Raw genomic sequence first — 5712 nt, forward strand, 5'->3', positions numbered from 1 at the left:
CTTTGGCGTTGATGCAACACGCTCGGACGGAAGTATCCGGATCCATTCCGGAGGCTCTCGCGTCATGGCTGTGGGCAGCTGAGGCTGAAGCTCTGGCGGCATGCGRCGAAGAGCGCCAGGCGCGCGCCGCACTCGACATGGCTGCCCAGCACCTACCCGGCCCCGGGGGTGAACGCCTCCCGTACGTCTTTCTTGATGAAGTGCACCTTGCGCGGTGGCGGGGTCACACCCTCGCGCGGCTCGGCGCTGCTGAGGCGGTCGAAGACCTCAGCAGCGCCGTCACGCGGCTTGACCCCAGCTTCACCCGCGCCGCTGCCGGACTGCGGTGCGATCTTGCCCTTGCCCTATCGGTTCAGGGTCACGCGGACGCAGCAAAAGCGGAGGCGGCAAAGGCCGATGAGCTTGCCCGCAAGACGTCATCGGCGCGTCAGCGCGCGAGGATCAAACGCCTTCTTCACGCTTAGCGTTCGGCCCACTGATTGCCAATACATGAAGAAGCGCCACTAGGGTGCCAGAATTCAGCACCTTCCCTCCCTTGACGAGAGAGGGAACGGCGGCCAGTGGCACCCATTCCATCCGCTGCATCTCGGTCTTCTCTGATGGTTCGCCGATTTTCTCTGCACCGTGCCCAAGAAAGACGTGATGCGGACTCTGAAGCATTCCGATCATGGGCTCAAAGGTCACCAGATATTCGAGGCGGCGCGGCCTGTATCCGGTCTCTTCCTCGATCTCTCGCGCGGCAGTAACGGCGGGGTCCTCACCCTCCTCCACGATCCCGCCCGGCATTTCCCAGTTCCACACATCAGGCACAAACCGGTGGCGCCACATCAGAAGGACGTGCGTGCCCTCATCGTTGAGCATCGCCGTCATGGCGGCGGACGGCATCCACACCACGTGGTGCTCGTAGCGCTCACCGTCGGGCAATTCGACGTCGGTGAGTCCCAGACGAACCCACTCGTTCTCGTAAAGCGATCGTTTGCCGTGGACGATCCAGCGCGACCCCTCGTMCGGGGCGACAGAATCCCAGGACGGAGCCCCTCCCTCCGGTCCGGCCTGCTCAGGATGGCGCCAGGTGATGATCCGTTCCGGGCGCCAAACGTGGGTCCGCCCGATCGTCTGGTCCGGAAGCGGCATCTGTCCGCGTGATCGATACGCGCTCACCGTGGGCACGCCCACTCCGAGGTACGCCGCAACGTCGGTTGTCGTCCACCACTCCGCCGTGGGGTCCGGGGCAGTCTCTGTCACCGGCCCATCCTCCCCGACGTGACTCCCCGCGATGACCTCTGCTGACATCTCCATCCCCTCCATGGATCAACACTGGCATGACCAGTAACGCAACAGAAGGATCATCCGTGCCCACCGGGTGGTCCGCGATCGACCAGGGGAAGGTGAGCCACCCGCACCCGTAAAGGATCTTTCGGTGCATCCGCAAGTACGCACCGAAGCGCGCCACGGTGCGAGCGAAAGCGCGAACGGAACGCGCCGCGACAGGCGAGATCCAGCGAGACGGGACGGGACGCCGGAGACGCGCGATGCCTGCTCTGGCGTCACCGGAGCGGCCGATCAGATCGTGTCGGACAGGTCGCGCTCAGTTGACACGGTAGAGGTCACTGGTTCAATCCCAGTATCGCCCACCGCGAGAAACGTTTTGGCTGTCCTATGAGGGCCACCCGTCACGGGTGGCCCTCTGCGTGTGCGACGGCCGGTGGGCGGTGGGCCGCCCGGAAATCCGGCGATGGGCCCGGCCGCCCGCCGCGCCCATCGCCGGACGAAGCCGGGTCAGCCCGGGCCGGGCGAGGACGCCTCGTCCCCCAGCAGGAACGACGTGATCCCGTCCACAAGGCCCGCCGCCGCCCGGGCCCGCCAGGCCGGGTCGGCGAGCTCGGCCGCATCGGTGCGGTTGCGCATGTTGCCGCACTCCAGGAAGACCTTCGGCACCCGCGAGAGGTTGAGCCCACCGAGATCGGAGCGGATCGTCATACCATCCTCGCCCAGGTAGTCCGCCAGTGGCTGCCCGGTGGCCCGGCCGAAGGCGGATCGCACCATCGCCGCAAGACGTGCCGACGGGGCGAGGATCGGTGCGTTGGCCCGGTCCGGGCTGAGCGCGGGCGCGATGACATGAAAGCCGCGCCCGTCCGCCGGTCCCCCGTCGGCATGTATCGACACCACCGCGTCGGCCGAGGTCCGGTTGCCGATGCGGGCCCGCTCGTCGATGCACGGGCCCACCCCGGAGTCGTTGTCGCGCGTCAGGATCACGCTCGCGCCCCGGGAGCGCAGAATGGCCGCCGCCCGCCCAGCGACGTCGAAGGTGAAGGCGTGCTCCGGGTAACCACTGTCGGTCTCGGCGCCGACGGTGTCGCATTCCTTGTCGAAACCGCCGGCCGGAACCCGCCGGTTGATCGACCCCGCGGCGGCGCCGTTTCCTCCGTTGTGCCCGGGATCGAGAACGACCTTCCGGCCGGACAGGGCGGTTGGTGAGGTCCCGTCCACGCCGGGCCGGGGGCCGGGTGCGCCCGCCCCGGCGGACCCGCCCACCACGAGATGCAGAGCCACCCCGGCGACCAGGGCCACGGCGACCAGGGCCACGGCGGCCGCACCGACAATCCGAAGCAGGATCGATGGTCTGATCCGTGCCGGCATTCGGTGTCTCCCGCCTACGGAGGGGGCCCGTCCCCACCGGAAGTGACCGTACGCGGTCGGCTGCGCGGCGCGCGTACGGGGGCCGCCCGGGCCCGGCCGTCAGCCGGTGACGAAGTCGATCAGTCGTTCCACCGCGCCGAGCAGGCCCACCTCAAGGTCGGTGTAGCTGTCCACCGAGGCCAGGATCCGGCGCCACATCTGCGCCGGGTCCTCCACACCGAGGGCCTGACAGACCCCTTCCTTCCAGGGCTGGCCGCGGGGAATCTCGGGCCAGCGGGGAATGCCGACCGACGCCGGCTTCACCGCCTGCCAGATGTCGATGTAGGGATGACCGGTCACCAGGACGTGGTCACCGGCGACGGAGGCGGCAATCCGGCTCTCCTTCGACCCCGGGACGAGATGGTCCACCAACACGCCGAGCCGGCGGCCGGGCCCCGGGCGGAACCCCGCGACCACCGACGGCAGGTCGTCGACCCCGTCCAAGCTCTCCACCACCACCCCCTCGATGCGCAGGTCGTCACCCCAGACCCGCTCGACCAAGGCGGCGTCGTGCAGACCCTCCACGTAGATACGGCTCGCCCGCGCGACCCTGGCCCGGTGGCGGGGCACCGCCACGGACCCGGACGCGGTGCGCGCCGCGGGGGCCGGGGTCCCGCGGCGGGGGCGCACGAGGRTCACCCGCGCGCCCTCGATCAGAAAGGCGCCGGGTTCCAGGGGGAAGACCCTCCGGATGCCGTGGCGGTCCTCCAGCGTCACCCCACCGTTCTCGCTGCCTACCACAGCCCCRCAGAAACCGGTGGCCACGTCCTCGACCACGAGGTCACGCTCGAGCTCGACCTCCGGCGGGCGCACCGGGCGCGGGCGGGCGGCGGGAGCCAGGACGTCCGGCCCGTAGTCTCGACTACGCATCCTGCGAACCTAAGCCGACACACCATCATGATCAGGGATATCGACGCGGGCGTGTCGAAAATGTGACAGTGTGGTCGTACCGAACGGACGGGTACGCCGGGACAGGCGGGCGTATCGGAACAAACGGGTGCATCGAGATGAACGGGTACATCGGGACAGATTGGTACACCGGGAGAGGTGGGTACACCGCGACGCGAGGGCGGAGCGCGGCGGAGGGGACACGACGATGAGTCAGCGTTACGGGCCGGGGACCGCCCTGCTGATCGTGGACGTGCAGAACGACTTCACCGATCCGGCCGGCAGCCTCTACGTGGCCGGCGGTGAGCAGATCATCGCCGGGATCAATGCGGAGATCGCCGCGGCGGTGGCCGCCGGCTCCCCGGTCTTCTACAGCCAGGACTGGCACCCGCACGAGACCCCGCACTTCGTCACCGGCGGCGGGATCTGGCCGCCGCACTGCGTCGGGGACACCCCCGGCGCCCAGTTCCATCCCGACCTGATCGTCAAGGGTGAGGTGATCCGCAAGGGGGTCGACGGCAGCGACGGCTACTCGGCCTTCTCGGTGCGTGACCCGGCATCGGGGCGGCGGGCCGCCACGGTGCTCGGTGAACGGCTGGCACAGCTGGGCGTGTCGAGGGTGGTGGTCGTCGGGCTGGCCGGCGACTACTGCGTCCAGGAGAGCGCGCTGGACGCCCGGCTGCGGGGCCTGAAGGTGCTGCTGCCACTCGACCTCACCAGGTTCGTCAACCTGCGCCCGGGCGACGACGAGCGAGCCGTGGCACGCCTGCGGGACGCCGGCGTTCTGGTCGGGTGAGAAGCCGGACCAGACGAGCCCGAACCGCCGGTAGCGGTCGAGCCCGAACTGATCGTGGAGCTGTCCTCGGCGGTGGAGACTGACCAAGAGCCGATCGGACCATGCGGTCGGTCAGGCCGCGCAGTCCCGGCAGATCATCCGTCGCTCGTCCACGAGCTGGCTGCGGTGATGCACCAGGTAGCACTGCGTGCAGGTGAACTCGTCGGCCTGGCGCGGCAGCACGCGGACGTTCAGCTCCTCGCCCGACAGGTCGGCGCCGGGCAGGCCGAGCTCGGTTTCGAACGGATCAACGTCGTCACCGAGATCAGCCKCCGCGTCCGCCCGCCGAGCCTTGAGGGCCTCGAGGCTCTGCTCCGAGGCGTCCTCGATGTCAGCTGTACGAGGGGTGTCGTAATCGGTGGCCACTGAAGTAACTCCCAGAGAAGTTGTGCGTAGTCGTGCGCAACCCACAACRCACGACCGCCGGGGTATGTGCCCGTCAGACCCGCGCTACCCCGATGTGGGCTTCACCACACCCTCGGCCCTCAGACGCCCCGGAGAATCCCCTGGCCTTGACCGACGACGTTGCCGCACTGATCTTCCGCAGCCCAGGAGCCTCGTCCACCCCGCCAGCCCGCCCGGCCGACGTCCGGCAGCTCTCCCGCGGCAGCCGGACGGCACGGCCGGCGCCCCGGCGCAGCGGTTCGAGCACGTCGTCCCAGGCGGTTCCGAGCAGCCGGTGCAGGCCCCGGGAGAGCGTCTCCCGGGCTTCCCCCCGTTCCAGCAGAGCCCGCAGCGCCGCCTCCCCCACGACGACGTCCCCGTTCGCGGCGATCGCGGCGCGGTGCAGCCCTAGCTCGGGGGTGTATGAGTACCGCTCGGCGTCACACCCTGGTGAGGGTCCCTCGACGGTCTCGAACGTGACATGCCCGAGCCGGCGCAGCGCGCCAGCCACCCGCCCCGCGGTAGCAGGCGACGCCCGCCACTCCAGCCCGGCGAAGAGAAATCCGGGCATGCCGGGCTGCGCCGTCCAGGTCAACGACACTGGCGACGACAGAACGCCGGACACGGTGAACTCCAGGTGCGGGCACAGCGCCGGCGGACAGGCGAGAACCGCCAGCTTGCCCGGCACGGCGAAGGACGACGAGCCGGATGACAGCTCACGAGCTGTCGGGGACATTGCGACCACGCGGGACCTCCGTCGACGAGGAACGCCTTCCCCTGCGCCCGTCGACCCGCCCCCGTTCGGCTGAGTGAATCGTCCCATGGTCCGGCTCAGCGGACTAGCCCTACCTCCTCCTGAAGTATCACTAAATGGCCGGAAGTCTTGTCCGCACCAACCATTGGTGACGGGCTCGGGATGGGCCGAT

General features: G+C 69.4%; 5 protein-coding genes and 2 pseudogenes. 2 read left to right on the forward strand and 5 right to left on the reverse strand.

Annotation, left to right across the window (positions count from 1 at the left end; translation table 11 throughout):
* Positions 1-464, forward strand: a pseudogene (locus KBI5_RS27390) (XRE family transcriptional regulator); the annotation flags it as partial.
* Here KBI5_RS27390 and KBI5_RS17760 read toward each other — a convergent pair.
* The 3 genes from KBI5_RS17760 to KBI5_RS17770 all read right to left on the reverse strand — a co-directional run bounded on the left by KBI5_RS17760 (position 442) and on the right by KBI5_RS17770 (position 3549).
* Complete coding sequence (locus tag KBI5_RS17760; RefSeq protein ID WP_198537783.1) at positions 442-1245, reverse strand: NUDIX domain-containing protein; 804 nt, start codon at positions 1243-1245, stop codon at positions 442-444. The pseudogene KBI5_RS27390 and the gene KBI5_RS17760 overlap by 23 nt on opposite strands.
* A gap of 534 nt (positions 1246-1779) precedes the next feature.
* Positions 1780-2640 carry an N-acetylmuramoyl-L-alanine amidase gene (locus KBI5_RS17765; protein ID WP_011435800.1) on the reverse strand — a complete coding sequence of 287 codons (861 nt, stop codon included), beginning with the start codon at positions 2638-2640 and terminating at the stop codon, positions 1780-1782.
* A gap of 99 nt (positions 2641-2739) precedes the next feature.
* Complete coding sequence (locus tag KBI5_RS17770; protein WP_085015890.1) at positions 2740-3549, reverse strand: DUF3097 domain-containing protein; 810 nt, start codon at positions 3547-3549, stop codon at positions 2740-2742.
* Positions 3550-3775: 226 nt separating this feature from the next.
* Between KBI5_RS17770 and KBI5_RS17775 the strand changes: the two genes are divergently transcribed.
* The gene (locus KBI5_RS17775) at positions 3776-4363 is read left to right on the forward strand and encodes an isochorismatase family protein (RefSeq protein ID WP_011435798.1); all 588 of its coding nucleotides are present in this window, start codon (positions 3776-3778) and stop codon (positions 4361-4363) included.
* A 111-nt stretch (positions 4364-4474) separates the two neighbouring features.
* Here KBI5_RS17775 and KBI5_RS17780 read toward each other — a convergent pair whose 3' ends face one another.
* Both KBI5_RS17780 and KBI5_RS17785 read right to left on the reverse strand, forming a co-directional pair.
* Positions 4475-4768, reverse strand: a complete 294-nt coding sequence (locus KBI5_RS17780; protein WP_085015891.1) for a DUF4193 domain-containing protein — start codon at positions 4766-4768, stop codon at positions 4475-4477.
* 259 nt (positions 4769-5027) lie between these two features.
* Positions 5028-5522: pseudogene (locus KBI5_RS17785) on the reverse strand (DUF3145 family protein); the annotation flags it as partial.
* Positions 5523-5712 lie beyond the last annotated feature (190 nt).

It is taken from the genome of Frankia sp. KB5, from assembly GCF_002099325.1.
GTDB classification, from domain to species: Bacteria; Actinomycetota; Actinomycetes; order Frankiales; family Frankiaceae; genus Frankia; species Frankia casuarinae.